The 26,467-nt window shown below is 50.6% G+C and carries 29 protein-coding genes and 1 riboswitch; of the genes, 26 read left to right on the top strand and 3 right to left on the bottom strand.

The genetic code is table 11. From position 1 onward, the window contains the following. Positions 1-38: 38 nt before the first annotated feature. The 3 genes from spoIVB (at position 39) to CBE73_RS05640 (ending at position 3,272) form a co-directional block, all read left to right on the top strand. The gene (gene spoIVB / locus CBE73_RS05650) at positions 39-1,370 is read left to right on the top strand and encodes a SpoIVB peptidase (RefSeq protein WP_094093387.1); all 1,332 of its coding nucleotides are present in this window, start codon (positions 39-41) and stop codon (positions 1,368-1,370) included. Positions 1,371-1,575: 205 nt separating this feature from the next. After that, positions 1,576-2,388: a sporulation transcription factor Spo0A gene (spo0A, locus tag CBE73_RS05645; protein ID WP_094093386.1), complete on the top strand. Its 813-nt coding sequence runs from the start codon at positions 1,576-1,578 to the stop codon at positions 2,386-2,388. Positions 2,389-2,789: 401 nt separating this feature from the next. After that, a complete protein-coding gene (locus CBE73_RS05640) occupies positions 2,790-3,272 on the top strand; it encodes a hypothetical protein (protein ID WP_094096160.1) in 483 nt (160 codons plus the stop codon). 62 nt (positions 3,273-3,334) lie between these two features. On the opposite strand, the gene CBE73_RS05635 is transcribed toward CBE73_RS05640, so the two are convergent. After that, positions 3,335-3,625 carry a hypothetical protein gene (locus CBE73_RS05635; protein WP_157739420.1) on the bottom strand — a complete coding sequence of 97 codons (291 nt, stop codon included), beginning with the start codon at positions 3,623-3,625 and terminating at the stop codon, positions 3,335-3,337. Between the two features lie 124 nt (positions 3,626-3,749). Between CBE73_RS05635 and CBE73_RS05630 the strand changes: the two genes are divergently transcribed. The 5 genes from CBE73_RS05630 (at position 3,750) to CBE73_RS05610 (ending at position 9,274) form a co-directional block, all read left to right on the top strand. Further along, a complete protein-coding gene (locus tag CBE73_RS05630; RefSeq protein WP_094093384.1) occupies positions 3,750-3,992 on the top strand; it encodes a hypothetical protein in 243 nt (80 codons plus the stop codon). Between the two features lie 47 nt (positions 3,993-4,039). Next, the gene (gene lpdA, locus CBE73_RS05625; protein ID WP_094093383.1) at positions 4,040-5,464 is read left to right on the top strand and encodes a dihydrolipoyl dehydrogenase; all 1,425 of its coding nucleotides are present in this window, start codon (positions 4,040-4,042) and stop codon (positions 5,462-5,464) included. Positions 5,465-5,650: 186 nt separating this feature from the next. Beyond that, positions 5,651-6,673, top strand: a complete 1,023-nt coding sequence (locus CBE73_RS05620; RefSeq protein WP_094093382.1) for a thiamine pyrophosphate-dependent dehydrogenase E1 component subunit alpha — start codon at positions 5,651-5,653, stop codon at positions 6,671-6,673. 3 nt (positions 6,674-6,676) lie between these two features. Further along, on the top strand, positions 6,677-7,663 hold the full coding sequence (locus tag CBE73_RS05615; RefSeq protein ID WP_094093381.1) for an alpha-ketoacid dehydrogenase subunit beta: 987 nt from the start codon (positions 6,677-6,679) through the stop codon (positions 7,661-7,663). Positions 7,664-7,852: 189 nt separating this feature from the next. Beyond that, a complete protein-coding gene (locus tag CBE73_RS05610; protein WP_094093380.1) occupies positions 7,853-9,274 on the top strand; it encodes a dihydrolipoamide acetyltransferase family protein in 1,422 nt (473 codons plus the stop codon). Positions 9,275-9,454: 180 nt separating this feature from the next. On the opposite strand, the gene prli42 is transcribed toward CBE73_RS05610, so the two are convergent. Then, positions 9,455-9,553: a stressosome-associated protein Prli42 gene (gene prli42 / locus CBE73_RS05605; RefSeq protein WP_094093379.1), complete on the bottom strand. Its 99-nt coding sequence runs from the start codon at positions 9,551-9,553 to the stop codon at positions 9,455-9,457. A 96-nt stretch (positions 9,554-9,649) separates the two neighbouring features. Here prli42 and CBE73_RS05600 point away from each other — a divergent pair, with 96 nt between their 5' ends. Next, complete coding sequence (locus CBE73_RS05600) at positions 9,650-10,780, top strand: M20/M25/M40 family metallo-hydrolase (RefSeq protein ID WP_094093378.1); 1,131 nt, start codon at positions 9,650-9,652, stop codon at positions 10,778-10,780. 154 nt (positions 10,781-10,934) lie between these two features. On the opposite strand, the gene mciZ is transcribed toward CBE73_RS05600, so the two are convergent. Beyond that, positions 10,935-11,093: a Z-ring formation inhibitor MciZ gene (mciZ, locus tag CBE73_RS05595; RefSeq protein WP_094093377.1), complete on the bottom strand. Its 159-nt coding sequence runs from the start codon at positions 11,091-11,093 to the stop codon at positions 10,935-10,937. Between the two features lie 237 nt (positions 11,094-11,330). Between mciZ and CBE73_RS05590 the strand changes: the two genes are divergently transcribed. The 17 genes from CBE73_RS05590 (at position 11,331) to CBE73_RS05510 (ending at position 26,090) form a co-directional block, all read left to right on the top strand. After that, positions 11,331-11,897: an NUDIX hydrolase gene (locus CBE73_RS05590; RefSeq protein ID WP_094093376.1), complete on the top strand. Its 567-nt coding sequence runs from the start codon at positions 11,331-11,333 to the stop codon at positions 11,895-11,897. Between the two features lie 8 nt (positions 11,898-11,905). Continuing rightward, a complete protein-coding gene (locus CBE73_RS05585) occupies positions 11,906-13,090 on the top strand; it encodes an endonuclease Q family protein (protein WP_094096159.1) in 1,185 nt (394 codons plus the stop codon). Positions 13,091-13,253: 163 nt separating this feature from the next. Further along, positions 13,254-13,883: a stage II sporulation protein M gene (spoIIM, locus tag CBE73_RS05580; RefSeq protein WP_229752483.1), complete on the top strand. Its 630-nt coding sequence runs from the start codon at positions 13,254-13,256 to the stop codon at positions 13,881-13,883. A 112-nt stretch (positions 13,884-13,995) separates the two neighbouring features. Beyond that, the gene (gene fur, locus CBE73_RS05575) at positions 13,996-14,481 is read left to right on the top strand and encodes a ferric iron uptake transcriptional regulator (RefSeq protein ID WP_094093375.1); all 486 of its coding nucleotides are present in this window, start codon (positions 13,996-13,998) and stop codon (positions 14,479-14,481) included. A gap of 270 nt (positions 14,482-14,751) precedes the next feature. After that, positions 14,752-14,985, top strand: coding sequence for a DUF4227 family protein (locus tag CBE73_RS05570; RefSeq protein ID WP_094093374.1), 234 nt, complete (start codon positions 14,752-14,754; stop codon positions 14,983-14,985). A 28-nt stretch (positions 14,986-15,013) separates the two neighbouring features. After that, positions 15,014-15,931: a tyrosine recombinase gene (locus CBE73_RS05565; protein ID WP_094093373.1), complete on the top strand. Its 918-nt coding sequence runs from the start codon at positions 15,014-15,016 to the stop codon at positions 15,929-15,931. Between the two features lie 69 nt (positions 15,932-16,000). Further along, positions 16,001-17,197, top strand: coding sequence for a phosphopentomutase (locus CBE73_RS05560; protein WP_094093372.1), 1,197 nt, complete (start codon positions 16,001-16,003; stop codon positions 17,195-17,197). Positions 17,198-17,227: 30 nt separating this feature from the next. Then, positions 17,228-18,052: a purine-nucleoside phosphorylase gene (locus tag CBE73_RS05555; RefSeq protein ID WP_094093371.1), complete on the top strand. Its 825-nt coding sequence runs from the start codon at positions 17,228-17,230 to the stop codon at positions 18,050-18,052. 166 nt (positions 18,053-18,218) lie between these two features. Continuing rightward, complete coding sequence (locus CBE73_RS05550) at positions 18,219-19,406, top strand: D-alanyl-D-alanine carboxypeptidase family protein (RefSeq protein ID WP_229752484.1); 1,188 nt, start codon at positions 18,219-18,221, stop codon at positions 19,404-19,406. A 91-nt stretch (positions 19,407-19,497) separates the two neighbouring features. Then, a complete protein-coding gene (gene spoIIAA / locus CBE73_RS05545; RefSeq protein WP_094093370.1) occupies positions 19,498-19,851 on the top strand; it encodes an anti-sigma F factor antagonist in 354 nt (117 codons plus the stop codon). Further along, the gene (gene spoIIAB, locus CBE73_RS05540) at positions 19,848-20,300 is read left to right on the top strand and encodes an anti-sigma F factor (RefSeq protein ID WP_094093369.1); all 453 of its coding nucleotides are present in this window, start codon (positions 19,848-19,850) and stop codon (positions 20,298-20,300) included. The genes spoIIAA and spoIIAB overlap by 4 nt, the downstream gene beginning before the upstream one ends. An 11-nt stretch (positions 20,301-20,311) precedes the next feature. Next, positions 20,312-21,067, top strand: a complete 756-nt coding sequence (sigF, locus tag CBE73_RS05535; protein ID WP_094093368.1) for an RNA polymerase sporulation sigma factor SigF — start codon at positions 20,312-20,314, stop codon at positions 21,065-21,067. A gap of 180 nt (positions 21,068-21,247) precedes the next feature. Continuing rightward, a complete protein-coding gene (locus CBE73_RS05530; protein ID WP_094093367.1) occupies positions 21,248-21,943 on the top strand; it encodes a stage V sporulation protein AA in 696 nt (231 codons plus the stop codon). Then, positions 21,943-22,374 (top strand): stage V sporulation protein AB, encoded by a 432-nt coding sequence (locus CBE73_RS05525; protein WP_094096156.1) that lies wholly within the window; start codon positions 21,943-21,945, stop codon positions 22,372-22,374. Before CBE73_RS05530 ends, CBE73_RS05525 begins: the two co-directional genes overlap by 1 nt. Positions 22,375-22,420: 46 nt before the next feature. Further along, entirely contained in the window at positions 22,421-24,079 is a 1,659-nt protein-coding gene (locus CBE73_RS05520) for a spore germination protein (protein WP_094093366.1), read from the top strand. Positions 24,080-24,193: 114 nt separating this feature from the next. Then, positions 24,194-25,525: a diaminopimelate decarboxylase gene (lysA, locus tag CBE73_RS05515; protein ID WP_094093365.1), complete on the top strand. Its 1,332-nt coding sequence runs from the start codon at positions 24,194-24,196 to the stop codon at positions 25,523-25,525. A gap of 133 nt (positions 25,526-25,658) precedes the next feature. Continuing rightward, a complete protein-coding gene (locus tag CBE73_RS05510) occupies positions 25,659-26,090 on the top strand; it encodes a peptidylprolyl isomerase (RefSeq protein ID WP_094093364.1) in 432 nt (143 codons plus the stop codon). 195 nt (positions 26,091-26,285) lie between these two features. Beyond that, positions 26,286-26,464, top strand: a riboswitch (FMN riboswitch). Positions 26,465-26,467 lie beyond the last annotated feature (3 nt).

The following is a 26,467-nucleotide window of genomic DNA, read 5'->3' as shown; positions in this document are numbered from 1 at the left end:
TTCGTCAGGCGAAAGAAGCAGAGGGAGCGTGACAGCCATTGAACCGTAACCTAAAGCAAAGGATTCTCGGTCTTTTTGTTGCTTTCTTTTTATGTTTGATTGGTACCACCGCAGCCGCGAAGTACCCGCTCTTAACCAGTGAGCTGCGCATGTTTGAAGGGCAGGCAGCACAGGTTTCAATGGATCTGCCGGTACAAACCTTGGCATCCGTGAATCGACCGGGTGTCGTAGCGATGGACGGCACACCTTCTCTTCAGGCGAATGTTGAACCTGGACATTCCTTGCGCCTTACTTCGTTAACTACCGGAGTTACGGACTTGAAGCTGAAGTTATTTGGCAAACTGCCGTACAAAACGGTCAAAGTTAAAGTAGTTCCTGACTTGAAAGTCATTCCTGGTGGACAAACCATCGGGGTGAAGGTGAAGTCAGACGGCATTTTAGTTGTGGGTCATCATCAGATAACCGAAAGCAGAAGCAAGGTTTCGCCTGGAGAAGTAGCTGGATTAAAGCTTGGTGATTTGATAACGCATCTTAACGGCATTAAGCTGACAGATGCTAAAGAAGTATCGCCTATTGTTGAGAAGGCGGGGAAAAGCAAAAAACCTCTTGAGGTGACTTTTAAGAGGGGCAACGAAGTGAAGACGACCCGGTTAACTCCTGGTTATGATACCAAAGATAAGGTGTGGCGGCTGGGACTTTATATTCGAGATTCTGCGGCCGGCGTAGGTACTTTGACCTTTTATGCACCTAAACAAGGTGTTTATGGGGCGCTGGGGCATGTGATTACCGACATGAATACCCAAACACCCATTGTGGTCGGAAGCGGCCAAGTGATTCAATCCAGTGTAACTTCAATCTCCAAAAGTGAAAACGGAGAACCAGGCGAGAAAAGGGCCATTTTTGTAAAAGAAGGGAAACTGCTGGGAACCATTGAACGCAACACCAATTTCGGAATCTTCGGGAAAATGGACAAAAACCCGGATCACAGCCTGTATGGCGAACCAGTTCCCGTCGCTTTTGCCGAAGAAGTCAAGGAAGGTCCTGCCGAAATATTGACTGTTGTAAATGGACAGCAGGTTGAACGTTTCAAGGTAGAGGTTGTGCATGTTGCGAAGCAGCATACGCCTGAAACCAAAGGTATGGTTATCCGGATCACCGATCCGAAGCTGATCAACAAAACAGGCGGTATTGTTCAAGGCATGAGCGGAAGTCCTATTATGCAGAACGGTAAACTAATTGGAGCTGTAACACATGTCTTTGTGAATGATCCTAAATCCGGTTATGGATGTTTCATTGAGTGGATGCTCAAAGATGCTGGAATCTCCATCTCCCCTAACACGAACACTGACAACAATCTTAAGGCGGGGTAACCCCTTAAGATTGTTTTTAATTATGTCGAATCGAAACGAAAAAACAATGATTATGTAAATAAATTATTAATTATAGCCTACCCTAGAAAAAAAATAAAGAAAAATAATTTTCGACAGAAGGGATTCCGGAGCCTGTGTCGAAATTGTTAATCCTGAGGGAAATAACTACCAGAAATATTCACACATACTAAGGAGGAATACGGTCTTGCAGAAGATAGAGGTATTGTTGGCGGATGATAATCGGGAGTTCACGAATTTATTGGCGGAATACATTTCCGAACAGGAAGATATGGTTGTCTCCGGAATTGCTTACAATGGTGAAGAAGTTCTTCAAGCTATCGAACAAGGCGGAAAGCTGCCTGATGTGTTGATTTTGGACATCATCATGCCTCATCTCGATGGGCTTGGCGTACTCGAACGTTTGCGTGAAATGAATCTGAATCCACAGCCGAAGATTATTATGTTGACCGCCTTCGGTCAAGAAAATATTACTCAGCGTGCGGTTCAGCTTGGCGCATCTTATTACATCCTCAAACCGTTTGACATGGACGTACTTGCCAGCCGGATTCGGCAGCTCGTGAATGTTCAATCTTTGTCCTCTGGTAGTGTGCCTGCTTCTTCGTTATTTGTAAAATCCAATAACGTAGTCCCTATCGCCAAAGGCAAAAATCTGGATGCGAACATTACGTCGATCATCCATGAAATCGGCGTACCTGCTCATATTAAAGGTTACCAATATCTTCGTGAAGCCATCACGATGGTTTACAACAACATTGAAATTCTTGGTGCTATTACTAAGACGTTATATCCAGCTATCGCTGAGAAATTCAAGACAACTCCTTCCCGGGTTGAACGTGCGATCCGTCATGCCATCGAGGTGGCCTGGACGCGCGGTAACATCGATTCGATCAGCCATCTGTTTGGCTATACGATCAACATCAGCAAATCCAAACCAACCAACAGCGAATTCATCGCGATGGTGGCTGACAAGCTGAGAATCGAACATAAGGTGTCGTGAAAGGGTAAGGAGGATTAAGCACTGACCGTAAAGGAATTTGGAGGTCAAACGAAGAAGCTGCAGGTAAGTTTCCCAATCCAATTCCGAATGTTAATGCCAACAAACTTTTAAATAGTACAGCAAGTACCACGGCCATTGGACGGAGTGTGCCATTCAATGGATCGTGGTATTTTTTGTGCTAAAGTTTGCAAATAGATTTCATAGGGAGGCTGAAGGAGGTTTGTATATTTGCCCAAAATAATTCATAATAATGTTAATAAGCCTACCTTATATAGGGCGACTTTGTCGCTATCGGCAATCAGGAAGGGGATTTTTGATTTCTTTCTGAAAGTATAGTACAGTATCTGATGATTAAAGGAGGCTAGCAGCAATTGAACAAACAAAATGATACGCTTTACATCATGACGTACACCTTGAACAGCGGTATCAAAGGAACCGTTCCTTTGTCGCCTGATCAAATTAAGATTTGGATGGAATGTTACAAGAATGACGTTAAATTTGTAACCGAAATCGGACAGGAGTTTTTTGGCTTGAATCCGGAGCTGGTTGCCGATTTCAAGGTACATAATAAGTATTCCAGCTATCAGGAAACGATTTTGCCCATTTCACAAGCCCAGCACTCCAACCTGAACCAGCAGCAGCTTTCCAGTGCGTACAAGAAGAGTGAACTTTTAATAAAGGTAGAGTGCAAATGCGGAGCCTCTTATGTAACCCACTCGCCACTGAAGAGAACGAAATGGTTTTGTAACGAATGTAATGAAATTGTCTTTTTGGATATGAAAAAAGGGTTGGTCGATACGCCCAAAGGTCCGGCTCATTATATGACCAACAAATATTTCGTCGAACGCGATTCGGTAACTCCTGCGAAGGAACACGGCAACTGATGAAGCGGCCTCCATAAGAAAACGCCTTGTCCCATTGAAGTGGAGCAAGGCGTTTTTTGCGGTTATTCTCTGCCGCCGGGTTTAATAATTTTCGAGAACCCTGTGACTGCGCAATAAATGCCTGCAGCGGCAAATACAGCAGTTGCCCAAGGATAAGCTTGAACAAATGGCACAAACGTAAAAAAAGCAATGGCGGCGATAAAACGCAAAATCATATCATATTTCATATCTGAACTTCTCCCAGCATAAAACCCCTGACACAGTGCAGCACTTGGCTGAGGGGAACCATTTTTGTTAATCTCATAACGGATTATATAATTTACAGCTACCTCTGGCAAATTGATCTCGATCATGACCGAATTCATTCGCTTCCTAAGAAGACAAGCTTGTCCAGCGCGGTTATGGTAAAATAACGAGGTCGATACCTCAGGAACAGCCTGGTGTATATGCTAAAAGAAATCAGAGAAGGTGCAAGAGATGACGGGTTTGACAGGATCGAATACCCAATCAAATAAGAATGAAGAGACTGGCTCTTCTGTGGAAAAGCTGCTGGCCGACCACCCCGAATGGGATGAAGCTGCCAGACAGTTGATTGTAAAGCTGCACTCCGATGTACAAGCTCTTACGGCCGAAAATAAGAGACTCCGGAAAGCGGTGCTGGCCGAGCGGGCTAAAGGCCCCAAGATGTCCACCAAACTTCGGGATGCGCTTTATGAATAGAAGTCTGGTCCAAAAAGACAACTTAATGAATGATGGAGGAGACCAACATGTCAATTACTTGTGATGTAGCCGTTCTGGGAGGCGGGACGGGAGGATACATAGCGGCAATTCGAGCCGCACAATTAGGGAAAGAAGTTATTATCGTTGAACAGGACAAGCTTGGAGGAACATGTCTGCATAAAGGCTGTATTCCAAGCAAAAGCTTGCTGCGGAGCGCGGAGCTGTTCGCTCAGATGAAGGACAGTGAAAGCTACGGCATTGAAACACAGGGGGTAGTATTGGCGTTCCCGAAAGTGCAGGCGCGCAAATCGGCTATCGTAGAGCAACTTCACAAAGGCGTGCAGTACCTGATGAAGAAACATAAAATCAAGGTTATTCAAGGCCGCGGCCGGATTATCGGCCCGTCGATCTTTTCTCCCAAGAGCGGAGCGTTAGCCGTTGAGCTGGCGGATGGAGAGATGGAGACCATCGTGCCAACCAACCTGATTATCGCTACAGGTTCGCGGCCGCGGTTCCTTCCGGGCATGGAGCCGGATGGACAATACGTGCTGAGTAGTGACGAAGCGCTGGAGATGTCGGCTCTGCCGGCTTCCATGCTGATTGTCGGCGGAGGTGTAATAGGCGTAGAGTGGGCGTCGATGCTGCATGATTTTGGTGTCAGTGTCACTGTGGTAGAGGCAGCGCCGCAGCTATTGCCGAATGAAGATCAAGACGTCGCTAAAGAGCTGAAACGTCTGCTCGAACGCCGGGGCATCAAAGTGCTGACTGGAGCGAAGATCAAATCAGAGACGCTGCGTAAAGAAAATGGAGCCGTGACGATACAGGCGGATTTGGCTGGTAAAGAAACGGAGCTTTCCGCGGAGAAGCTGCTGCTGTCCATTGGCCGTCAGGCGAACGTAGAGGGAATTGGTCTGGAAAATACCGATATAGCCGTTAAAGACGGCTTTATTCGGGTTAATGAGCAGATGCAGACTACAGAACCGCATATTTACGCGATCGGAGACTGCATCGGTGGACTGCAGCTGGCCCATGCGGCCAGCCATGAAGGGATTACCGCCGCGGAGCATTTGGCAGGCGAACCTTCCCGTGTGAAAGCAAATGTTCTGCATACGCCTCGCTGCGTGTATACCCGGCCTGAGGTGGCTTCTGTGGGTATGACAGAGCAGGGCGCCAAGGATAAAGGGTTTAAGGTGAAGGTCGGAAAGTTCCCGTTCTCCGCCATCGGCAAAGCTTTGGTATACGGGGAGAAGGACGGTTTTGTCAAAATGATTGCCGACGCCGAAACCGGCGATATTCTTGGTGTTCATATGATTGGACCGCATGTAACGGATCTGATCAGCGAAGCGGCATTGGCACAGGTGCTGGACGCAACGCCTTGGGAGATCGGGCATACGGTTCATGCTCATCCGACCTTGGCGGAAATTATGGGCGAAGCGGCCTTGGCTGTAGACGGACTATCCCTAGGGATGTAAAGGAATTGAAGTAATATTTTCTTTTTGCGGAAAAAGCGATTATAATAGAGTTACCCCAAGTCTTAGTACCAGGTTTTAAAACTTGGCACTATTCAAGGATGGGAAATCGTTGGCTGGTCTGTAGCTCTCTTTCTGAAGGAAAATCGGCAGGTCGCAAAGCCAAAAAGAAATGGAGGCAACTCCCTAATGAATGCTAAAACAGCTTTGGATCAAAAACTTAAACATGAGCAGCTTGGGCTTTCGGATGAGAAAGCCGTGGAAATGTACAAATATATGCTGCTCGCACGCAAATACGATGAACGGCTTTTGCTGCTGCAGCGGGCGGGGAAAATTAATTTTCACGTCTCCGGCATCGGGCAGGAAGTAGCGCAGGTCGCTTCCGCGTTTGCCCTGGACCGGGACCGGGATTATTTTCTCCCCTACTACCGAGATTACGGTTTTGTATTGTCGGTGGGCATGACGTTAAAAGAACTGATGCTTTGCGCTTTCGCCAAAGCCGAGGACCCGAACAGCGGCGGCCGGCAGATGCCGGGCCACTTCGGCTCCAAGAAACTTCGCATCGTTACGGGCTCAAGCCCTGTAACCACGCAGGTGCCGCACGCCGTTGGCGTAGCGCTCGCCGCCAAAATGCAGAAGAAAGACATCGTATCATTCGTCACGTTCGGCGAAGGCTCGAGCAACCAGGGTGACTTCCATGAAGGCAGCAACTTTGCCGGCGTTCATAAACTGCCCGTCATCATTATGTGCGAGAACAATCAATACGCAATCTCCGTACCGATTCACAAGCAGCTTGCAGGCAAAGTCAGCGACCGCGCCTTGGGATACGGCTTCCCGGGTCTCCGTGTGGACGGCAATGACGCGCTTGAGGTTTACCGCGTAGTTAAAGAAGCGAGAGAACGTGCGGTTCGCGGCGAAGGGCCAACGCTGATTGAAGCGATGATGTACCGCCTGTCCCCTCACTCCACTTCAGATAATGATCTGGCTTACCGGACCAAAGAAGAGGTTGAGGAGAACCGCCAGAAAGACGGCATTCCAAGATTCAAGCAGTATCTCATCGAATGCGGCTTGTGGTCGGAAGAGCAGGAAGAAGCTTATACGAAAGAGCTTTCCGAACAGCTGAAGGAAGCGATCGACTACGCGGACCGTGCTCCTTTCCCGAAACCGGAAGACACGCTGCTTCATGTGTATGCCGATGAAAGGGAGGAATAAGAGATGCCGGTAATGGAATATATCGACGCCATTCGATTGGCGATGAAAGAAGAAATGGAACGCGACGAGCGGGTGTTTGTGCTTGGGGAAGACGTTGGCGTTAAAGGCGGCGTGTTCACCACTACCAAAGGGCTGCAGGAGCATTTTGGCGAAGATCGGGTCATGGATACGCCTTTGTCGGAGTCGGCAATTGCCGGTGTTGCCATTGGCGCGGCTATGTACGGCATGAAACCGATCGCTGAAATGCAGTATTCGGATTTTATGCTGCCTGCGACAAACCAGATTATTAGCGAAGCGGCCAAAATCCGCTACCGCTCCAACAACGACTGGAGCTGCCCGGTCGTCGTGCGCGCGCCAATCGGCGGCGGCATCTTCGGCGGTTTGTATCATTCCCAATGTCCGGAGTCCATTTTCTTCGGAACCCCGGGATTAAAGATCGTAGCGCCTTATTCGGCTTATGATGCCAAAGGCCTGCTGAAGGCCGCGATCCGTGACGCGGATCCGGTGCTCTTTTTCGAGAACAAGAAGTGCTACAAGCTTATCAAGGAAGATGTGCCTGAAGACGACTACATCGTGGAAATCGGCAAAGCCAACGTGCTGCGTGAAGGCGACGATATTACGGTGATTGGCTACAGCCTGCCGCTTCATTTTGCGATGCAGGCTGCAGAGGAGCTTGAAGCTGAGCAGGGCATTACCGCTCATATTCTCGATCTGCGGACGATCCAGCCGCTTGACCGTGAAGCGATTATTACGGCTGCGCGCCGTACGGGCAAGGTGCTGATCGTGCATGAGGACAACAAAACAGGCGGCGTTGGCGGCGAAGTCGCTGCCATTATTGCCGAAGAGTGTCTGTTCGAGCTCGATGCGCCAATTAAACGGCTGTGCGGCCCGGATGTTCCGGCGATGCCGATCAGCCCTCCGATGGAGAAGTTCTTTATGCTCAGCAAAGATAAAGTGAAAGAGGCCATGCTCGAGCTTGCCTTGTATTAATCTCAACAGCCGCCTTCTGGCGGCTGTGATTTCTTGCACCCGTTTGTGAATTGCGTATATCCGTATGCGAAATAGACCAATAAACGATAGTCGATAGATCTTGATATGTATCATCTAAACTAGACCCAGTGCAGCCTGCCGGAGGATCGAAATGCCGGAGATCCGCAGCTGCAGACAGGAGTGTTATTTATGCCATCAACCAAACAATTTATCGAAGTGGTTATGCCCCAGCTTGCCGAATCCCTCGTTTCAGCTACAATCGGCAAATGGCTGAAAAAACCGGGTGATCCTGTTGAAGCCTATGAACCGATTTGCGAAGTGATTACAGATAAGGTAAACGCCGAAATCCCTTCTACGATTGACGGGGTTATGGGAGAAGTTCGCGCTTCCGAAGGAGAGGTCATCGCCGTTGGTGAAGTGATCTGCGTAATTGAAATCGCCGGGGAAGCGGAAGGAGCTGGAACGGCTGCCGGAAATAGTGCAGGTGCAACTGCAATTTCTGATGCGGTTCAGGCTGATTCTTCAGCCCAGACCGGACTTCCGGCCGCAGCCGGAGACCAAAGCCAGCGGGCCCGTTATTCGCCTGCAGTTCAAACGTTAGCTGCGGAGCATAACATCGATTTGCGCCAGGTTGCCGGCAGCGGTATGGGCGGGCGGATTACCCGTAAGGATGTGCTTGCCTATATTGAGCATGGCGGGGCAAACGGGACATCCCTGCCTAAGCAGGAACCGATGGCCCATGTCAGCCAGGCTGCAGCTCCTGCAGCTGCGACACAAGCGCAAGTTCCGCAAACTCCAGCCGCTATTCAGCCTGGAATCCCGGTTCAGGCAGCTTCCGAACCGGTCCGTCATTCCGGACTCCATTTGACGGAGACGCCGAGAATTCCGAAAATTGAGGTCGAAGGCCCTCAATCCGAATATTTTATCGACGTAACGCCTATTCGCAACACGATTGCTACCAAAATGCGTCAAAGCGTTTCGGAAATCCCGCACGGCTGGATGATGATCGAAGTGGACGTAACCAATCTGGTGCATCTGCGTAATAAGCTGAAGGAAGAATTTTACCGCAAGGAGGGCATTAATCTGACGTATCTGGCATTCCTGCTTAAAGCGGTCGTCAATGCCATTAAAGATTACCCGATTATGAACTCCGTCTGGGCGGTGGATAAAATCATCGTGAAAAGGGATATTAATATCTCGCTGGCTGTCGGTACGGAAGATTCCGTGATGACGCCGGTTATTAAGAAAGCCGACCAGAAGAACATCGCCGGCCTCGCCCGTGAGGTGGAAGAATTGGCTCGCAAAACCCGCGAAGGCAAGCTGAAGCTGGACGACATGCAGGGGGGTACTTTTACGGTTAACAACACCGGTTCTTTTGGTTCCATCCTGTCACAGCCGATTATCAACTATCCGCAGGCGGCCATTTTGACCTTTGAATCGATTGTCAAGAAGCCAGTCGTCATTAACGACATGATTGCGGTTCGTTCCGTGGCGAATTTGTGTTTGTCGCTGGATCACCGTATTCTGGACGGCGTTATCTGCGGACGGTTTATGCAGCGGGTGAAAGACAATTTGGAGAGCATGACGCTGGAGAATACAAAGCTGTACTAAACAAACTTAAATCTGAGATCCGAGGAATTTAATTCTGAGATAAGAGAAATTTTATTCTGAGAATCGAGGAATGAAGAAGGGGAATGAGCGGAGCTGCTGTCGTCGGTTGGGATGACGGGCTCCGCTTGTGATCTTTTTTAGTCAGTCGTGAAAATGGGTGGGCTTGGTTCCGCTGGCTTCCTACTCAAAAATAAATGGTTCAATCAGCGCCATCAACGCTGAACCCACCATGGCGATCAGCATTACATATACAACAATTTTCATTGTTTTTTTGGGCATGCGGCGGTACTCCTTATGTTTTATAATGAAAGACAATTCAGGCTAAAGCCTGGTTTGTCCTTCTTTTATCGTAAATAAGAAAGCGGGGAAAGTAAAGTGATTAACCAAGAGCGACTTATTGAGCAATTCCTTGAACTGGTGCGGGTGGACAGCGAGACGGGACAGGAGCGTGAAGTTGCCGAGCTGCTTAAGAGCAAATTTGAACGGTTTGGACTTCAAGTTGTGGAAGACGATACACAGGCAGCTACCGGACATGGAGCGGGCAATCTGATTGCGACCCTTCCCGGGAACGGCGCGGCAGGCGTTGATCCGATCTTCTTCACCTGCCATATGGACACGGTGATGCCGGGCAAAGGCATTAAACCGGTGATCACCGAAGATGGCTGGATTCGCAGTGACGGCACCACAATTCTTGGTTCAGACGACAAGGCTGGGCTGGCTGCCCTCCTTGAAGTGATTCAGGTGCTGAAGGAAAATAATGTGCCTCACGGGCAAATCCAGTTCGTGATTACGGTCGGCGAAGAGTCCGGCCTGGTTGGCTCCAGAGCGATGGATCCCAAGCTGCTGGATGCCAAATACGGCTATGCTTTGGATTCCAATGGCGAAGTGGGTTCGATCTGTATTGCGGCTCCTACACAGGCCAAGCTGGAGATTGAAATCTATGGCCGTTCCGCACATGCAGGCGTAAATCCGGAAGACGGCATAAGCGCTATTCAAGTGGCCGGCAAAGCGATTTCCCGCATGAACTTGGGACGGATTGACAGTGAAACGACAGCCAATATCGGAAAATTCGAAGGCGGCGGCGCCACCAACATCGTGCCGGATTATGTGAAGCTGTATGCCGAAGCACGCAGCGTGGTTCAGGACAAGGTAGAGAAGCAGATCGCGGACATGAAGGAAGCCGTAGCATCGGCTTGCCGGGATTACGGAGCCCGCGGCGAGGTGCACAGCCGGATCGTTTACCCGGCTTACCATTATACTGACAGCGATGCCGTTGTTCAGCTGGCTAAAAAGGCTGCAGGCGCGCTGGGTTTCTCCGGCCGCACTTTTGCGTCCGGCGGCGGCAGCGATGCCAATGTTTTTAACGGACATGGTATCCCAACAGTCAATCTGGCCGTCGGTTATGAACATATCCATACGACTTCGGAGCAGATCAAAGCCGAGGATATCGGCAAAGCAGCCCGGTTCGTTCTGGAGATTATCAAACAAGCGTCGAACCCGTCTTAATTGTTAGTGTCTATAATTCATCAGCCGATTTTTGAGCTCTAAAAACGGCGTCAGCCCGCGCCGGATCCGGTGCGGGCTTTTTCGGGCCTGTTATAGTCAAGTAACGGAGGGCGGGAGGTTTATTCCTCATTCCGGGTAATGGTTCAACATGCGGTTATTTAGAAGCGGACTTCGGAAACGCAGTCTGCTGCATAATCCAATCCTTAAGTAAAATACCGGATTCCGCCCCGCGTTCCCATTGTTTGAGGAAATGGTGGATTTGCCAGGCTTTGCCTGATAATCGGACTTGTTCCTGGGACCAGTAGCTTTTCATAGGTTAGACTCCTTTTGTTCGAGTTATAGTAAGACCATATGAGACTGCAGGACAAGTTATGCTATTCTGTCTGAGCAATCTTTCTGAGACAATCCGGCTGGAATTGCTGTTCTTGAGTATTCATGAAGGTTCGCACGAAAGGTCCCTTATTTTTCTGTATGCACAAGAAATCGTGGAATTATAAGGGCTGGAGAGCCCGATTAGAAAATAAATGCCCAAAAGCAAAGGAGAACGAATATGAATCCCACTTCATCCGAACATTTGAAAGAAAAATGGATATCGACTGAACCCATCTTCCAGGGGAAGGTGATTAACGTTCAGATTGATACGGTCGAGCTGCCCGACGGGTCACAGGGCAAACGTGAAATCGTCAAACATCCGGGTGCCGTGGCTGTCTTGGCGGCACATGAAGGCAAGCTGCTGCTGGTGGATCAATATCGGCAGGCTATGGGCCGCTGTGAATTGGAAATTCCGGCCGGCAAGCTTGAGAAAGGCGAAGATCCGATGGAGGCTGCCAAACGGGAGCTGGAGGAAGAAACCGGGTATCGTTGCGGCACAATCCGCCTGCTTCATTCGTTCTACACCTCACCGGGATTTGCCGATGAAATCATTCATTTATATGTGGCCGAGAATTTGACGGAAGGCGAAGTTTCTCCGGATGAAGATGAATTTCTGGAAATTTACCGGGTGACGCTGGAAGAAGCACGCCAGTTTATTGCGGAAGGACGAATTGCCGACGCCAAAACGCTGCTGGCTGTTTATATGTGGCAGTTTGGCATGGCGGGCGAGTCCGCGGAAAGCTGATGGAATCCATGTTAAATCCTTATTATGCGGATCTGCACATTCACATTGGCCGGACGAACAGCGGCAAACCGGTCAAAATCTCCGGAAGCCGGGATTTGACCTTTGCCGGTATTGCGAAGGAAGCCGCCGAACGAAAAGGGATACAGCTCGTCGGCATTATCGATTGTCATGTGCCCGGGGTTCAGGAGGATATACAAGCTTGTTTGGCGAGCGGGGAAATGGAGGAACTGGAAGGCGGCGGTATCCGCTACAGGGATACGACAATTCTGCTGGGCAGCGAAATTGAAATCCGTGAGCCCGGACAGGGGGCCGCGCATGTCTTGGTTTATCTGCCGGATTTGTCGGTTATGGCTTCCTTGACGGACTGGTTATCCAAACGCATGAAGAACATCACCTTAAGCACGCAGCGTCTTCACGCGCCGGCCCGGAGTCTGCAGGAAGAAGTGCTGCGTCTTGGAGGAGTTCTGATTCCCGCCCATATCTTTACGCCTCATAAAAGCATCTACGGCAGCGCTGCGGACCATATGTCGGAGGTGCTTGACTTGTCCCTGATCGATGCAGTCGAGTTGGGTCTTAGCGCAGATTCGGAAATGGCCGGATGGATCAGCGAATTGGACAAGTTTACGTTCCTTACGAATTCGGATGCCCATTCGCTTGGCAAAATTGGCCGGGAATACAATCAGTTGCTGATGCAAAAACCGACCTTCGATGAATTCAAGAAAGTGATCCGCAGGGAGGATGGACGGCAGGTTCTGATCAACTACGGGTTTAATCCCCGTTTGGGCAAATATCACCGCACCTTTTGCGGGAATTGCGGAGAAGTGCTGGATGAAGCGGAGAACGCGGTCGACCGCTGCCTCTATTGCGGCAGCCCGAAAATTGTCCGCGGTGTGCTGGACCGGATCCGTTCGATTGCCGACCGTGAGCAGCCTTATCTGCCGCCTTACAGGGCTCCTTATCAATATCAAATACCGCTTGAATTCATCCCGGGTCTTGGCCCGCGCAAGCTTGAGGCGTTGATTGCAGACTTCGGCAATGAGATGAACATTCTGCACCAGGCGCCGGAGGAGGAGCTTGCGGCTATAGCGGGGGCCGGTCCTGCAGCTGTAATTGTACAGGCGCGCGCCGGGAATGTCCGGCTTCAGGCAGGCGGAGGCGGGACCTACGGGAAGGTTTTGGGGAAGGAAAGCTGAAGCCCTGAAATCTTGAATTTCTGAGTCAAATCCTAAATTCTGAATCCTGAATCCCGTTTGGGGTTGAAATTAAAGGTTCGCCTCTCCTAAAAAAGGTCTAGCTTGTCTGCCTCCCTCATATTCTGTTTACTAACAGAGTGTTGGGTAGAGGAGGAGAAGGCAGATGTTTCAAATGATCCACCGCACGTTAAAGGACCAGACGCCGCTGTACGCCTTCGTTGCAGTGCTGCTGCTGATGGGCGTGGTGTTCGGCGCTCTGATGGTCAACGCGTTAACGCTGGACCAGCAGCAGGATATTTCCCGTTATCTGGGCAATTTTTTTCTTAATCTTGATCCGTCCTCAGTGGACGATAAAGCCTCCTTTTGGTCCATCGCAGTCCTTCAGCTGAAATGGGTCGGTTTGATCTGGCTGTTCGGCTTATCGGTGATCGGGCTTCCTGGAATTCTGATTCTGGACTTTCTGAAAGGGGTGCTGATCGGGTTCACGGTTGGCTGCATGGTCGGCCAATTCAGCTGGAAAGGCCTGCTGCTGGCTCTTGTATCCGTAGCGCCTCATAATCTTATTGTGATTCCCGTTCTGCTCGTAAGCAGTGTTGCCGCCGTCAAATTCTCGTTGGGGATCATCCGCAGCCGCGTGTTCTTGAGCAGACCGGGCGGCATTACCGAACCGTTCCTGTCCTATACGGGGATGATCGTCTCCATGTCGTTGATTCTGCTTGGCGTTGCCTGCTTTGAAACCTGGGTTTCTCCGGTCCTAATGGGGTGGGTATCCCCGATGATCGGACCGCTTTAATCCCTTTGTACGGCCCTCGCAAAATGTTTGACTTATCGAGCATCATCCCCCTATAATGAAAAGAGCGATCATTAAAAACATAGGTTCGGCTTTTCCGAGGGGGAGGGGTAGTATGGAAGCACGGATCGACAAAATTAAACAGCAGCTGCAATCCCACGGATACAAGCTGACGCCCCAGAGGGAAGCCACGGTAAGGGTTTTACTGGAGAACGAAGACGATCATCTGAGCGCCGAAGATGTCTTTATGCTCGTCAAGGACAAGGCTCCGGAAATCGGCTTGGCTACCGTGTACCGTACCCTTGAACTGCTTAGCGAACTTCATGTTGTGGAGAAGATCAACTTTGGAGACGGGGTAGCCCGATACGATCTGCGTACGGATACTTCGAAACATCATCATCATCATCTGATATGTGTTCAATGCGGAGCCATGGATGAAATCCGCGAAGACTGGCTGGGACCTTTAGAGGAACGGCTGGAACGTGAATTTAACTTCACAGTGCTGGATCACCGTCTTGATTTTCATGGCATTTGCCACCGCTGCAAGAAGAAAGAACAAGACAAGAAGAACGAAGACGACACATCATCCCAATCTTCATAATGGATAGCCGCAGCTCAAGCTCTCACGGTTAAGGCCGAGAGAGCTTTTTTGAGTCAGAAGTCTTTTTGAGCCAGAAGCCATTGATATAGAAACTTTTGAATCAAAAGCTTTTTCGACTCAGCGGAATTTTTTTTAACTCAGTAAACTTTGTTCCAATACTGATTCGCTCGCCAGCCTCCCTTTATACATAAACTTTCCAGACAGCTTGTATACTCTAATACAGCCTTTCTATGCAATGAACGGCAAAATGGGGTAAGAAAGAGGGAGAGCATGGTTATATCCATTCGGAAGTGGTTTAAGGCACTGCGGTTCGCCATTTTATTCTGTATGCTTGTTTATGTGTTCAGCAAGCTGTTCGGCATTTTCGAGCATTGGCTGAGTCCGGGGGACCCCTACCGTTATCCCGAAGGGTCCGCGGTGAAAGCCGGCAGCATGCAGATTCAGCAGGAAGAGCAGGAAGATATGCTGGAACGACTAAAACTATTTTATAGGCTTGGAGAGTAGAAGCCTGGAAGAGAGGAGTCGACACCGCATGGAGGAACGGATCAACGCTTTTATTCTCGATCTCGAGGAACGCAAAGGATTGACGGAAGCGACGTTGTCTTCTTACCGGCGGGATTTGGAGCAGTTCGCCGAATATCTCGCTGAGCGGGAGATTGAAACGCCTGATCTGGTGACGAGAGGCGTTATGGCGCAATATTTTGTCATGCTGAAGGACCAGGGCAAAGCCTCCTCTACCGTAACGAGGGCATCGGTCTCGCTGCGGGCTTTTTTCAAGCATCTGCTGCGCGAATCGCAGATTCGCCAGGATCCATTCCTTCATCTGGAGTCGCCGAAAGCGGCGCGCAAGACGCCTGCTCCTTTATCGCTGCAGGAGACGATGGCGCTGCTGGACATGCCAGATACGTCTACGCTGCTCGGGCTGCGGGATAAAGCAATGCTAGAGCTCCTCTATGCCACTGGCATCCGCGTCTCTGAACTGATTTGTCTGAACCGGCAGGATGTCGATGTGCGGCTTCGATTTGTCCGCTGCGGCGAGGGGACGAGCCATGAACGGATTGTGCCGTTTGCGGCCAGCACGGGAGAGTGGCTGGAACGTTATTTAGCGGAAGCGAGACAAACCCTGCTGCATGGTCAGGAGGACGAACAAGCGTTGTTTCCGAACCGGTTAGGCGGCAGGATTACCCGCCAGGGCTTCTGGAAGACGATCAAGAAATACGGACAAGCCGCGGGTATCCAGGCTGAAATCACACCGCATACGCTGAGGTCGTCATTCGCTTCGCATTTGCTGAGCGGAGGCGCCGATCTGCGGACGGTACAGGAGTTGATGGGGCACGCTGATATTTCGTCCACCCAGGCTTACCTGAACCGTTCAGGAACCAATATCAAAGCCGTCTACGACAAATTCCATCCACGGGCGGCAGGGGCAAACATACAACCCGAAGGCTGAATGGTTTGCCATTTCATAGGGATAACTATAATCATCGCATTTTGTACCTACCAGAAGGAGTGACACGAGATGAGTCAACAACATCAACCCCGCTTCAGAAAAATATCCGTTATCGTCATGGACAGCGTCGGCATCGGCGAGCTGCCTGATGCGCCGAAATTCGGCGATGCCGGCTCCCATACGCTGGGCCATATTTTAAGCACCCATCCGGAAACGCAGCTGCCTAACCTGGCCAAGCTTGGCCTAGGCAACATTGCGCCGATTCCTCCGGTAGAGCCTGCAGCTGAGCCGCTGGGCTACTACGGCAAGATGGCGGAGGTATCCGCGGGCAAAGACACCATGACCGGACATTGGGAGCTGATGGGCCTTAAGATTGAGACCCCTTTTCAGACCTATCCCAACGGTTTCCCGCGTGATCTGATGGCCCGCTTCGAGCAGGAGACCGGCCGCAAGACGATTGGTAACAAACCCGCTTCAGGAACCGAAATTTTGGACGAGCTGGGCGAAGAACATATGCGGACAGGCGCATTTATCGTCTACACTTCCGCCGACAGCGTGTTCCAGATCGCAGCCCATGAAGAGGTTATTCCGCTGGACGAGCTGTACCGGGCCTGTGAAATTGCCCGCCGTCTCACCCTCGAGCCAGAGCATTCCGTAGGCCGCGTAATTGCCCGGCCGTTCGTCGGAACGCCAGGCAATTGGAAGCGTACGCCGAACCGCCATGACTACGCGGTGAATCCGCCGGAACCCACCGTGCTGAACGGTTTGAAGAACGCCGGGTATGAGGTAGTATCCGTCGGCAAAATCAATGATATTTTCTCTGGCGAAGGCATCAATCGTTCCTATCCGACCAAAAGCAACGAGCATGGCATTGAGGAAACGCTCAAGCTGCTGCCGGAATCTTTTTCGGGTATGATTTTTACCAATCTGGTGGACTTTGATTCCTTGTACGGTCACCGCCGCGATCCGAAGGGATATGCGGGGGCTCTGGAAGTGTTTGACCGCGCGCTGCCCGACCTGATGGACGCCACCGGAGAACAGGATCTGCTGATCATTACAGCCGACCACGGGAATGACCCGGTTCATGCCGGCACGGACCACACCCGGGAATATGTACCGGTGCTGATCTATGGCCCGTCGCTGAAGCAGCCGGGAAGCAGCATTGGCGTTCGTGCTACCTACGCCGATCTGGCGGCCACGATTGCCGACAACTTCGGCATTCAAGGTACGGGACTTGGCCAAAGCTTTTTGAAAGAATTGCAATAATCGCAGCGAGACAGGAGAGGTATTGTATATATGTTCACATTAAATCAAGGCATGGTGCAGGAAGCTTGTGCCTATATCCGTCAGCAAACAAACCGCGTTCCGCAGGTTGGACTCATTTTGGGTTCCGGCCTGGGCGTCCTCGCGGATTACATTGAAGAAGCAGTAACGATTCAATATGAGAACATTCCGCATTTTCCGCGTTCCACGGTGGAAGGACATGCCGGAGAGCTGATGATCGGAACGGTTGGCGGCGTTGACGTTGTCCTGATGAAAGGCCGTTTCCACATGTACGAAGGTTATGGCCCGGAAATGACAGCCTTCCCGGTTCGCGTGATGAAAGAGCTTGGCGTTACAAAACTGCTCGTGACTAACGCGGCGGGAGGCGTGAACACGTCCTACCAGCCTGGCGATCTGATGCTGATCTCCGACCACTTGAATCTGACCGGCCGCAATCCGCTGATCGGTGCCAATGATGCGGCGTTTGGACCACGTTTCCCGGACATGTCCGAAGCGTACAGCCGCCGTCTGCGCGATCTGGCCAAAAGCGTGGCTGCCGGGAAAGGATTCCCGCTTCAGGAAGGCGTCTACGCCGGCCTGCTTGGCCCGAACTACGAGACGCCGGCCGAGATCCGGATGCTCCGTACGCTTGGCGCGGATGCCGTTGGCATGTCTACCGTCTCCGAAGTCATTGTAGCCCGTCATACGGGGATAGAAGTGCTCGGAATCTCTTGCATCAGCAACATGGCGGCAGGTATTCTGGATCAGCCGCTGTCTCATGATGAAGTCATGGAGACGACAGAAATGGTCAAAGAGAAATTCCTTGGACTCGTTCTGGCCGTTATCCCCCAAATGTAATCAAAAACAGCACGCACCAGCCGTGCCGGTTCACGTCTTGATCAAAGGCGGAGCCGGCGCGGCTTTTTTTGCATAAACGCATGCGGAGACAAGGAATATTTTCCAGACTTTCGGCGAATACTAGGTTAGAAGAATGAGAGTTGCCACTATTAAAGGAGGAGTACCCTTGAAGAAAAGGTTGTTAATTTGTACGCTCGCGTTCTGCTTATTCGCCGGAATGGCTACGCCTGGCAATGCGGCTCCGGCCGGTTCGCCTACTCAGGATCCTGCCACGGCAGGCCTTGGCGCCAATGCCGCTTCGGCTGTTCTGATGGATGCCGATACGGGCACGGTTATTTTTGAGAAGGACAGCCATAAGAAGCTTCCTCCTGCCAGCATTACCAAAGTCATGACGATGCTGCTTACGGCTGAAGCACTGGACAAAGGCACTTTAAAGCTGACTGATAAAGTCAAAACAAGTGAAAACGCCGCTTCCATGGGCGGTTCGCAGATCTTTCTTGAGCCTGGAGAGGAAATGACGGTCGAAGATATGCTGAAAGGCATCGCCATGGCCTCGGGGAATGACGCTTCTGTAGCGATTGCGGAGCACATTGGCGGCACCGAAGCCGGTTTTGTGAAAATGATGAACGACAAAGCCAAGGAGCTGGGACTGAAGGATACTCATTTTTCTAATCCAAACGGTCTTCCGACAGCCGATCATTACTCCTCCGCTTATGACATTGCCATCATGAGCCGGGAACTGCTCAAGCATGAATACATGACCAAATATACCGGCGCTTATCAGGATTATTTGCGCAAAGACAGCGAAAAACCGTTCTGGCTCGTCAACACAAACAAGCTGGTTCGTTTCTACAGCGGAGCCGACGGTCTGAAGACCGGTTATACCTCTGAAGCCAAATTCTGTTTGACGGCTACTGCAAAGCGGGACGGGCTGCGTTTGATTGCGGTTGTACTCGGTGAGCCGAATACGAAGACGCGGAATGCGGAAGTTTCCGCTATGTTCGACTATGCCTTTTCGCAATTTGCGATGCAGCCTCTCTTCAAGAGCGGGGAAGTTATCGGACGGGTGAAGGTAGCTAAAGGCCAGCAGGCGGTTCTGGAAATCCCGGCGGACAAATCCTATAACATCCTTGTGAGAAAAGGGGCCTCCCCGGAAGGCATTACACACAAAGTGGTTGTTCCGGATTCAATTAAAGCACCGATCAAGGCCGGTCAGCCGGTCGGCAAGCTGGTAGTGTACCAGGGAGACAAGGTGCTCAAGGAATTTGAGTTGACCGCACCTGCTGATATTCAAAAGGCCGGCTGGTGGAAGCTGTTTAAACGGACCACGTCACGCCTGTTTTTTGTAGATTGATCGGAGTTTTCTTCTAGTTTTGTCGGCGGGCAGGAATGACCTTTTGCCTTGTAGAAATGAGTGTTCATGACAGGGAGGAGAGTGAACAGACATGAAGGTGAATGTGGAATTGGAAACACGCAGGGATACACTGATCGTCCGGCTCAGCGGTGAACTTGATCACCATGCGGCCGACGGAGTTCGCCTGCAGTTGGATGAGGAAATCGCACGCGGGCGCTGCCGGCACCTGGTGCTCAGCCTGGAGTCCCTTCAATTCATGGACAGTTCTGGTCTTGGCGTTATTCTGGGCCGATATAAGCTGATTAAGCAAAAGGGTGGTCAAATGGCCGTATGCCATGTGAATACGCCTGTGTACCGGTTGTTTGAAATGTCCGGTTTGTTTAAGATCATGCCGATTTATGCCACGGAAGAAGAAGCACTTACGGAATTGGAGGTAGCGTTATGAGCGAAAGCAGCCGTAATTTTATGACGTTGCAGTTTGCCGCCAAGTCCGAGAACGAATCTTTTGCCCGCGTCACTGTAGCTGCATTTGTTTCTCAGCTTGATCCGACGATGGACGAAATTACCGACCTCAAGACGGTCGTATCCGAAGCCGTAACGAACTGCATTATTCACGGCTACGACAGTGATCCAAACGGGATCATTACGATCACGGCCGAAATTGAAGAAGATACGATTATGCTGACAATCGAAGATAAAGGACGCGGTATCGAGGATCTGGAACTGGCCCAGCAGCCTCTTTACACGTCGAAGCCGGAGCTGGAGCGTTCTGGGATGGGATTTACCATCATGGAGAACTTTATGGACGAGTTTGGCGTCACCAGCGAAATGGGGCAGGGTACCAAGATCCGGATGAAGAAGAGGATCGAATCCAAGAAAGCTTTGTATAACTAAGGTGATGCCCTATGGACGCTGATCTGAAACAAACTCCGAGGGAATATTTGGATGACTCGGAAGTGAAGAGGCTGATCGCCCTCAGCCAGTCGGGCGACACGCTGGCACGGGATACGCTGGTGAACTGCAACATACGTCTTGTTTGGTCCGTAGTGCAGCGGTTTATGAACCGCGGCTACGAACCGGAAGACTTGTTCCAGATCGGATGCATCGGGCTGCTGAAATCCGTGGACAAATTTGACCTCAGTTATGATGTGAAGTTCTCCACCTATGCCGTACCGATGATTATCGGAGAAATCCAGCGCTTTCTCAGGGACGACGGAACGCTGAAGGTGAGCCGCTCGCTGAAGGAAATGGCCAACAAAGTCCGGAAGAAGAAAGACGAGCTGTCCAAAACGCTTGGCCGTCTGCCAACCATTAAGGAAGTAGCGCAGGAGCTTGGAGTATCACCGGAGGACGTCGTATTTGCCCAGGAGGCCAACAAACCTCCAACCTCCATACATGAGACTGTATTTGAGAACGAAGGGGACCCGATCACGCTGATCGATCAGATTGCCGACGAGTCCCAGGAGCGCTGGTTTGACAAGCTGGCGCTTCATGAAGCGCTGGACGGGCTGACGGAAAGGGAAAGGCTGATTGTCTACCTGAGGTATTACCGGGATCAGACGCAGTCCGAGGTGGCCAGCAGGTTGGGTATCTCCCAGGTGCAGGTTTCCAGGCTGGAGAAGAAGATTCTTCAGAATATCCGGGATCAGATCGCCCAATAAAACGCTTGTCGCCAATAAGCGCTGTTGCCTAAGAATTCCGCATCATTTACGAACTGCAGCGCCGCTCAAGACCGGTTCAACCGGCTTTGAGCGGCGCTGTTTTATTTTTCCCGGACAAGAGTAAAGTCAGCAAAGGGTTGGCATACTAGGGACAATTAGGCAGGCAAGAGGTGATCAAGAATGGGTCAAGGGAAGGAAACCGAATTGGTCTATATCCGGCTGAGAAAACATGTAAAGCTGATGAACGGGACACGGATTCTCCTTGGAGACATTGCCCAGATTCTGGCTCCCGCTTCCTGTGAGGAGAAATTAAAGCAGCTAGTCGTCAAACAGCCTGTCAAACAGGATGGCAACCGGATTGTCATCGATATGATGAGGGTGATTCAGGTGATCCGCGAAGCGTTTCCGGAGCTCCTGATTGAATACATCGGGGAACCCCATACCCTTGTGGAGATCAGCGGACGGGAGAACAATCCTTCGATCCTGCTCTTTATTGCAGTCTGGCTGCTGCTGTTCTTCGGCTCCATGCTAACCATCATGAATTTCCATGCCGATGTAAGCATGCCAGAGGTCATCGTCCATATCGTTGAGATGATTACGGGAAGGCACGATGACCATCCCTATCTGTTTCAAACTACTTATTCGCTCGGCATAGGACTGGGCATGATCCTCTTCTTTAATCATCTGTTTCGAAAAAAATGGAACGAGGAGCCTACCCCGCTTGAGGTTGAAATGTTTCTGTATCAGGAGAATATGGACCATTATGTAATTACCGAAGAGTACAAAAAGATTCACCGTAAGGAAAGCAAGCTGACAACGAGGGAAGAGGCGGGGATTGGGAAGGAAAAAGAGACCAGGGGAGGGGATGGCCTATGATGGTACCGCAAATCGTCCAGACGGTCTGTCTGGCCTTCCTGGGGCTGGCTGGAGGAACGGCAGTCGGGGCCGGCGTGGTCGCCTTGTTTGTCGTTCTTGACATCGTTCCAAGGCTGGCTCAGCTCACCCGGACTTATCCCAGGGTCCATTGGTATGAGGGAGCCATGATCGCGGGTTCCCTGTTCGGCACTTTTGCCGACTTTTGGAACTGGAAGTTCTATATCGCTTGGAAGCCGGTGCCCGCCTTGGTGGGATTGTTTAATGGTATTTTTGTAGGCATGCTGGCAGCCGCTTTGACGGAAGTGCTTAATGTGCTGCCGATTTTAGCCAAGAGGGTGCGGCTTCAGCGGTATCTGTTTCTGCTGCTGCTTGCCATGGTATTTGGTAAAGTCGCCGGTTCCTTCTACGATTGGTTTATCTATCATCCCTAACCCGCGACAAGTTTCTGAACAGATTTAGGCAGGAGGTAATTGAGCAATGACTGATCGTTATTCGGACATGGAATCATCCAAGCATTCAGAACAAGGGACCATTGAGTTTATCCCTGATTTTGATCCGGGACACGGCTCCGAGGAATCCGGCAGTGGAAGAACACCTGGAAGCGGAGAGGTTGACTCCCGTAAAAAAGAAAACGAAGCCTCGGATTCCATCCAGGAATCGGTATTGTATTGGCAACACAGCGATAATATCAGCCGTAAACTGCTCACAACCAAGAAAACGCTGGAACAGGTCGTTGGTCTTGGAGAAAGCTTTGACGTTGATTTTCGGGAGATGACCTTTGCCGGCCGAAGAGCGGCTTTCTTCCTCATTACCACGTTTGTGAAAGACAATATCCTTGTTGAGATTATGAAAAGGCTGACCTATTTGACGCCTGATTCGGTATCCGGGAGTGCGGTCAAAGCTTTTTTTGAAGAATATATTCCTCATATGCAGGTTACAACGACCGACAAATTAAGCGAATGTATTACACAGGCTTTATCCGGCATGAGCGTGTTGTTCCTGGAAGGCGAGGATACGGCGATTCTAATGGATACGCGTTCTTATCCGGTGAGGAATCCCGAGGAACCTTCCCTGGAAAGAGTGGTCCGTGGAGCGAGGGACGGCTTTACCGAAACGCTGCTGACGAATGTCAGTCTGGTCAGGCGCCGGCTCAGGGATCCTGGTTTAACCTTTGAAATTATGAAGGTCGGCCGGCGTACAGAGATGGATGTTTCAATCGCCTATATTGATGATATCGTCGATAAAGTGCAGGTGGAGGAGCTCAAGAAGAAGATCAGCAGCGTTGATATCGAAGGCATTCCTCTCGCAGATAAACAGCTGGAGGAAGCTATTATCCATAAAGGCTGGAATCCTTATCCGCTGGTTAGATATTCAGAACGACCGGATACCGTTGCCTCTCATCTGCTGGAAGGCAGGGTCGTCGTATTTGTAGATACTTCGCCGAGCGTAATGATTTTGCCTACGACCTTTTTTGATTTGTGCCAGCATGCAGAGGAGAACCGGCAGACAGCGTTTATGGGCACTTATTTACGCTGGATCCGTTTCTTCGGGATCATCGCTTCATTATTTTTACTGCCGCTTTGGCTGCTGGTCGTCGTGCATCCGGAGATCAAGCCACCGGCCTTATCGTTTATAGGCCCGCAAGCTCAGGCCAAAATCCCGCTTATTGCTCAGTTTCTTCTGGTTGAATTCGGGGTTGACCTGATGCGCATGGCTGCTGTTCATACGCCGACGCCGCTGGCCTCTGCCATGGGCTTGATTGCGGCTATCCTGGTCGGTGATATTGCGGTCAAGACCGGTTTGTTCGTGAACGAAGTGGTGCTGTATATGGCGGTTGCCGCTATCGGGATGTTTGCTACCCCAAGTTATGAGCTGGGGCTGGCCAATCGTCTGGTGCGCCTGTTTCTGCTCGTGACGGTTGCTATATTTGGAATTCCGGGTTTTGTTGCAGGGGTGACCCTCTTCATCATCCTGCTAACGCTGCACCGTTCGCTTAACTCTTCCTACCTCTGGCCGTTTATACCATTTAATGCAAAGGCAATGGCCGCCGTTGTGCTCCGTATGCCGGTGATGTATGCCAAATCACGCCCGTCCTTCAACAAACCGCGTGACCGCAGCCGGATCAGCAAGGATTAAACAGACGGTGGACGCCTGTCCATAAAGTATAAATGAAATGTGCAAAAATCCATTTTTCCAAATTGCAATTAACTGATATACTGATTGCAAATCGGAAAATCGGAGGCTGCCTGAATGTATTTACATGGTACCAGCACAATCAATGCCAAAGGTCATTTGGAGATCGGCGGCTGTGATACTGTAGAACTAAAGGAACAATACGGAACACCGCTGTATATAATGGACGAAACGCTGATCCGCGCGCGCGCGCGGGAGTTTACGGAAGCTTTCCGGCAATCGGGTTTGGCTTTCCAGGTCGCCTTTGCAAGCAAGGCCTTCTGCACGATGGCTATGTGCCGGTTGGTGGAAGAAGAGGGGATGAGCCTCGACGTCGTCTCGGAGGGGGAATTGTATACGGCTTTGAAGGCTGGTTTTCCGGCGCAGCGTATTCATTTCCACGGCAATAACAAAACGCCTGATGAAATTCAGATGGCGATCGACGCAAGGATCGGCTGCTTTGTGGCTGACAATTTCGACGAGCTGCATCTGCTGAACGCCCTTGCAGCTGATAAAGGAGTAAAAGTTAACGTGCTGCTGCGTATCACTCCTGGAGTAGAAGCACATACGCATGAATATATTTCGACGGGCCAAACCGATTCCAAATTTGGTTTTGATCTAGCGAACGGAGCGGCTTATGAAGCGGTGAAGACGGCCATCGGACTTCCTCAGCTGAACCTGCTAGGTCTTCATTCGCATATCGGTTCGCAGATCTTTGAAGTGGAAGGCTTCAAGGTCGCCGCCGAACGTGTATCCGAATTTGCAGTAAAGGTGAAGCGCGAGCTCGATTTTATTTTTAAGGTAATCAATCTTGGCGGCGGTTTTGGCATCCGTTATACCGAAGAAGATACACCGCTGCATGCTTCCGTTTATGTGAAGGCAATTACGGATGCAGTGAAACACCACTTCTCCGGCGTTTACGACCAGCTGCCTGAAGTGTGGATTGAACCGGGCCGCAGCATTGTCGGTGATGCGGGGACTACGCTTTACACAATTGGTTCCAGTAAAGATATCCCAGGCGTCCGCAAATACGTGTCGGTTGACGGCGGAATGACCGATAATCCCCGTCCGGCTTTGTATGATTCCAAATATGAAGCCATGCTTGCGAATCGTGCCAGTGAAGCGGCATCTGAAACGGTTTCTATTGCCGGGAAATGCTGCGAAAGCGGGGATATGCTCATTTGGGATCTGAAGCTGCCGGAATCCAAATCCGGCGATTTGCTGGCTGTAGCTTCAACTGGGGCTTATAACTACTCCATGGCCAGTAATTATAACCGGATTCCGCGTCCGGCTGTTGTATTCGTCAAGGATGGAGAGAGTCATCTGGTCGTAAAACGGGAATCGTTAAACGATATTATCGCTAACGATTTGATTCCGGAACGGATCTTCAAACAGCATTCACTGAAATAAGGCGGACAATGAGACGGGGCGACCCGTCTTTTTGATTTGCTTTTTTGCAAGGCTCCTTTGCACTCCTATTCTTTTCATAGTAAACTGGACATGTTGTACATTGAAACATAATTTGGAAGGAGCTTAAACTCTCATGGCTAAACAAGCAAGAATCAAACTGGCGAACGGTGGAGAAGTTATTCTTGACCTGTTCGATAAAGACGCACCGAATACGGTAGCAAACTTTGAAAAATTGGCAAACTCCGGCTTCTACAACGGCCTTGTCTTTCACCGCGTTATCCCAGGTTTTGTAGCTCAAGGCGGTTGCCCGAACGGAACAGGCACCGGCGGACCCGGTTATACCATCAACTGCGAAATCAATCCAAACAAACACGAACGTGGTTCCCTGGCTATGGCTCATGCCGGACGCAACACAGGCGGAAGCCAGTTCTATATTTGCTACGAAGCGCAGCCGCATCTTGACGGCCAGCATACCGTATTCGGTAAAGTTGTCAGCGGCATGGAGCAAGTAGATGCTTTCCAAGGACGCGACCGCATGGAGTCCGTAGAAGTTTACGAAGTGTAAAGAATAGAATGAGCAAAATTTAGTCTGGCATAGATGAGCCCAGGCTTTTTTTGCGTTATGCCAAAGCTTGGAGCAGCCAGCTATTACTGCGGCTTGTGAATTTGCGTATTGCATTGCCTGCCAATAAGTGCTACCATTGCAAGCAAGTTAGGCGCTGCTCTGCAGTGTCAGAACTTGAACTGACAATTTAATAAACGTATCCTTCGGGGCAGGGTGAAAATCCCGACCGACGGTGATGGCCAGCCTGACGATCAGTCAGCGCAGCGCCTTAGTCCGTGACCCGCGTGCCATCCGTTTTGTTCGTAAAACGGGGCTGCGGCTGAGCCGGTGAAATTCCGGGACCGACAGTATAGTCTGGATGGGAGAAGGAGATACGG

The organism is Paenibacillus physcomitrellae (genome assembly GCF_002240225.1).
Lineage (GTDB): Bacteria > Bacillota > Bacilli > Paenibacillales > Paenibacillaceae > Fontibacillus > Fontibacillus physcomitrellae.
The sequence above is the reverse complement of the archived record's forward strand: the minus strand, read 5'-3'. Positions and strand labels throughout refer to the sequence as shown.

What these genes read in the sequence shown, in the direction of transcription:
- lpdA (WP_094093383.1), top strand. Translation starts at nt 4,040, where the DNA reads ATGTCAATTACTTGTGATGTAGCCGTTCTGGGAGGCGGGACGGGAGGA.
- CBE73_RS05640 (WP_094096160.1), top strand. Translation starts at nt 2,790, where the DNA reads ATGACGTACACCTTGAACAGCGGTATCAAAGGAACCGTTCCTTTGTCG.
- lysA (WP_094093365.1), top strand. Translation starts at nt 24,194, where the DNA reads ATGTATTTACATGGTACCAGCACAATCAATGCCAAAGGTCATTTGGAG.
- mciZ (WP_094093377.1), bottom strand. Translation starts at nt 11,093, where the DNA reads ATGAAAAGCTACTGGTCCCAGGAACAAGTCCGATTATCAGGCAAAGCC.
- sigF (WP_094093368.1), top strand. Translation starts at nt 20,312, where the DNA reads ATGGACGCTGATCTGAAACAAACTCCGAGGGAATATTTGGATGACTCG.
- CBE73_RS05525 (WP_094096156.1), top strand. Translation starts at nt 21,943, where the DNA reads ATGGTACCGCAAATCGTCCAGACGGTCTGTCTGGCCTTCCTGGGGCTG.
- spoIIM (WP_229752483.1), top strand. Translation starts at nt 13,254, where the DNA reads ATGTTTCAAATGATCCACCGCACGTTAAAGGACCAGACGCCGCTGTAC.
- CBE73_RS05530 (WP_094093367.1), top strand. Translation starts at nt 21,248, where the DNA reads ATGGGTCAAGGGAAGGAAACCGAATTGGTCTATATCCGGCTGAGAAAA.
- CBE73_RS05520 (WP_094093366.1), top strand. Translation starts at nt 22,421, where the DNA reads ATGACTGATCGTTATTCGGACATGGAATCATCCAAGCATTCAGAACAA.
- spoIIAB (WP_094093369.1), top strand. Translation starts at nt 19,848, where the DNA reads ATGAGCGAAAGCAGCCGTAATTTTATGACGTTGCAGTTTGCCGCCAAG.
- prli42 (WP_094093379.1), bottom strand. Translation starts at nt 9,553, where the DNA reads ATGCCCAAAAAAACAATGAAAATTGTTGTATATGTAATGCTGATCGCC.
- CBE73_RS05555 (WP_094093371.1), top strand. Translation starts at nt 17,228, where the DNA reads ATGTTCACATTAAATCAAGGCATGGTGCAGGAAGCTTGTGCCTATATC.
- CBE73_RS05585 (WP_094096159.1), top strand. Translation starts at nt 11,906, where the DNA reads ATGTTAAATCCTTATTATGCGGATCTGCACATTCACATTGGCCGGACG.
- fur (WP_094093375.1), top strand. Translation starts at nt 13,996, where the DNA reads ATGGAAGCACGGATCGACAAAATTAAACAGCAGCTGCAATCCCACGGA.
- spoIIAA (WP_094093370.1), top strand. Translation starts at nt 19,498, where the DNA reads ATGAAGGTGAATGTGGAATTGGAAACACGCAGGGATACACTGATCGTC.
- CBE73_RS05560 (WP_094093372.1), top strand. Translation starts at nt 16,001, where the DNA reads ATGAGTCAACAACATCAACCCCGCTTCAGAAAAATATCCGTTATCGTC.
- CBE73_RS05635 (WP_157739420.1), bottom strand. Translation starts at nt 3,625, where the DNA reads ATGATCGAGATCAATTTGCCAGAGGTAGCTGTAAATTATATAATCCGT.
- CBE73_RS05610 (WP_094093380.1), top strand. Translation starts at nt 7,853, where the DNA reads ATGCCATCAACCAAACAATTTATCGAAGTGGTTATGCCCCAGCTTGCC.
- CBE73_RS05510 (WP_094093364.1), top strand. Translation starts at nt 25,659, where the DNA reads ATGGCTAAACAAGCAAGAATCAAACTGGCGAACGGTGGAGAAGTTATT.
- CBE73_RS05590 (WP_094093376.1), top strand. Translation starts at nt 11,331, where the DNA reads ATGAATCCCACTTCATCCGAACATTTGAAAGAAAAATGGATATCGACT.
- CBE73_RS05565 (WP_094093373.1), top strand. Translation starts at nt 15,014, where the DNA reads ATGGAGGAACGGATCAACGCTTTTATTCTCGATCTCGAGGAACGCAAA.
- CBE73_RS05630 (WP_094093384.1), top strand. Translation starts at nt 3,750, where the DNA reads ATGACGGGTTTGACAGGATCGAATACCCAATCAAATAAGAATGAAGAG.
- CBE73_RS05570 (WP_094093374.1), top strand. Translation starts at nt 14,752, where the DNA reads ATGGTTATATCCATTCGGAAGTGGTTTAAGGCACTGCGGTTCGCCATT.
- CBE73_RS05615 (WP_094093381.1), top strand. Translation starts at nt 6,677, where the DNA reads ATGCCGGTAATGGAATATATCGACGCCATTCGATTGGCGATGAAAGAA.
- CBE73_RS05620 (WP_094093382.1), top strand. Translation starts at nt 5,651, where the DNA reads ATGAATGCTAAAACAGCTTTGGATCAAAAACTTAAACATGAGCAGCTT.